This window comes from Mycobacterium arosiense ATCC BAA-1401 = DSM 45069, assembly GCF_002086125.1.
In the GTDB taxonomy this organism is placed as follows: Bacteria; Actinomycetota; Actinomycetes; order Mycobacteriales; family Mycobacteriaceae; genus Mycobacterium; species Mycobacterium arosiense.
The window spans coordinates 1-2,466 of the sequence record NZ_MVHG01000180.1 but is presented as its reverse complement, the minus strand read 5'-3'; the positions used below and the strand labels follow the sequence as shown (position 1 = coordinate 2,466).

Here is a 2,466-nt window from a genome sequence, read left to right as displayed (position 1 = left end):
CTTGTCGAGCCTTCCTGCCCACATCGTGGGCTGCAAGACTCTCACAAGCCGTGGATCAACCAACCGGGGTCAGGCCAATCAGGCAGGCTATCTGACTGTGACGCAAAAGAATTCGGAGAGTTCTCACCAGCGAACCATATGGGTCCGCGGGATTGCCGTAGCGGGGCCGGCAGTGAACCCGGGCTACCCGCATCTAGGCGTTACGTCGCGTGGAGACGTTCCACTCGCACAGGAATCCCATTGAGTACCGACATACCGGCGAGTACTTCGATGTCGCTGCAGGCAGCACTAGCTAGGACGTTGCTGTTAACACCCGGCTCCGCGTTAGCACTTCGCCAGCCGCCTGCGTGCCCCCCAGCCATGTGGAATGGCGACATTGCCGGGCGAGATGTCGCCGGTGAGTGTGACCGGGACAGTTATGGATCCAGTGGCTGAAACCACTTTGACGTCGTCGCTGTCGCAGATCTCCGCCTCAGCGGCATCGGTCGGGTTCATGAATGCGGTAAACCGCCGTTTAGGCCTAAGCCCGTTGTGCATCCAGCTGTTCTGAGAGCGAGCCTCTCGCAACCCGTGCAGGCGTAGGGGGAAGTGTTTCGAATCTTCGCCAGTAGCTTGTAGGCGCAGTACTTCGGACCGAAGTTCATCGGGGATTAGCGGGATCTTCTTTGCAGGTGTGCGCAGGTAGTCCTCAAGGCGGCCGACCGGAAGTTCTGAACGGAGCGACTTACCATGCGGATAATGCTGCAATAGCTTGCTAAACGAGACGCCGCTGCGGCGAAGGCCGTACATGTCACCGGCCGGGCTGGTCCGGATGAGAGCATCAACCATTGTTCGCGGATGAATGCGGATACCGGCCTTTGCCATCCACCGCAGCGCTGCAACGGAATAAGCTCCACCGCGCCCGGCACGCCGAGCAATTTCGTCTAGGATGTCGAATTCGTCGCGTGCCTCGCCCCGAGGATCGATCACGGGGCCCGTGGCCCAAATCGACGGGCGCAGAATATTCGCGATCGGTCCTAACGGGAAATCATTTCGCTCATACTGCCCAACACACGGCAACACGTAGTCAGCGTATTTGTTCGTCTCGTTGACGTACAGATCGATCGATAGGTGCAGCTCGAGCTGCTCTAGAGCCGACTCCAGTTGTGGTGTGCCTACTGGACTGCTCAGAACGGGATTCGCCCCGACGGTGACCAGCCCGTGCACTTGGCCGGGACCCGGTACGGTGATGTCAGTTGCCAGCGATGTCGACGGCAGCATCCCGAACACATCGGGCATCCCTGTCGTGCGGGCTCGCACAGCGCCGAATGTGGCCATGCCTGTGGCGATTGCGAATCGCGAGAAGTCCAATGGAGCACCGCCGAAGATGAATCCGCCCACCCGTTCAACGTTTCCGGTGATGACTGTGAGGATGTCCTGCAGCAGATTGTTAAGCGTTCCGAACCGCTGGGTGCACGTGCCGGTCCTGCCGTAGACGATGGCCGACGGTGAGCAGGCGAACGCGCGAGCGATCTCGCGTATGGTTTGTGCCAAAACGCCGCACTTTTGCTCGCAGTAATCAGGCGTGTAAGTAGTGACAAGATTGACCAGTTCGGCAAATCCTGTGGTGTGCCGCGCCAAGAACGCACGGTCTATCCGAGCCTCAGCCAGCACGACATTTAGGACTCCGAAGCAGAAAATATGGGTCCGTTCCAGCGCGGATCGCCACATGCTCGTATCGACGTGCGGTCTCACTGCGCCGAGGGTCGACGACAAGGACGCGGCCGCCGCGATCAATGATTGAGTCGAGGGCATCTTTGAACCGCGCTTCGGTCACCATCGAGCCGTGGGAGATCAACGGATTTGCCCCAATAACAAGGGCGAACCGAGTCCTCCACAGATCCGGCTTGGGCGCAATAGCAACGGATCCATAGAGCAGTGCATTCGCCGCCATCCGCGACGACGCATCTTCGGCGTTGACACCGTAGCGCCACCGGATTCCCATTGCAGACCTGAACCCGGCTAGACCGAGCGCTGCAGAGTATCCGAATGCCGGCGGGTTGCCGACGAACAACCCCAGTGCATCTTTCCCATGCTCACGCTGGATGTGGCGCAGCCGGATGGCTATGTCGTCGAGTGCGTCGTTCCATGACACGCGCTGGAAGTTGCCCGGTTCACCGATTCTCTTCAAGGGGTGAAGAACTCTGTCCGGGTCGTACGCGACGTCGACTGCCGCCTGCGATTTGACGCAACTGAATCCCTGCGAGTGAGGGTGGTCATGATCGCCGCGCACGCGAACCAACCGCCCGTCCGTGACCGTTGCAATCAACCCACATTGCGGCTCGCAGATTCGACAGTATGTGGTCACTTCTCGCGTATCCGACTTCATGTGTGATCCCTTAAGTCGTAGTGACCGGACCCCGTGAACTGGTCCACGGCGAACGAGAGTCGTTCATTGGTGGGTACAGGTGGCAGCGTAGCGGGCTG

General features: G+C 59.7%; 2 protein-coding genes. Both read right to left on the bottom strand.

Translation table 11 applies throughout. From position 1 onward, the window contains the following. Positions 1-324: 324 nt before the first annotated feature. Positions 325-1,620, bottom strand: coding sequence for a molybdopterin dinucleotide binding domain-containing protein (locus tag BST14_RS31510; protein ID WP_281252835.1), 1,296 nt, complete (start codon positions 1,618-1,620; stop codon positions 325-327). Between the two features lie 22 nt (positions 1,621-1,642). Then, complete coding sequence (locus BST14_RS31505; RefSeq protein ID WP_142279666.1) at positions 1,643-2,368, bottom strand: molybdopterin-dependent oxidoreductase; 726 nt, start codon at positions 2,366-2,368, stop codon at positions 1,643-1,645. Positions 2,369-2,466 lie beyond the last annotated feature (98 nt).

Coding starts and splice junctions, on each gene's coding strand:
- BST14_RS31505 (WP_142279666.1), bottom strand. CDS start 2,368: ATGAAGTCGGATACGCGAGAAGTGACCACATACTGTCGAATCTGCGAG.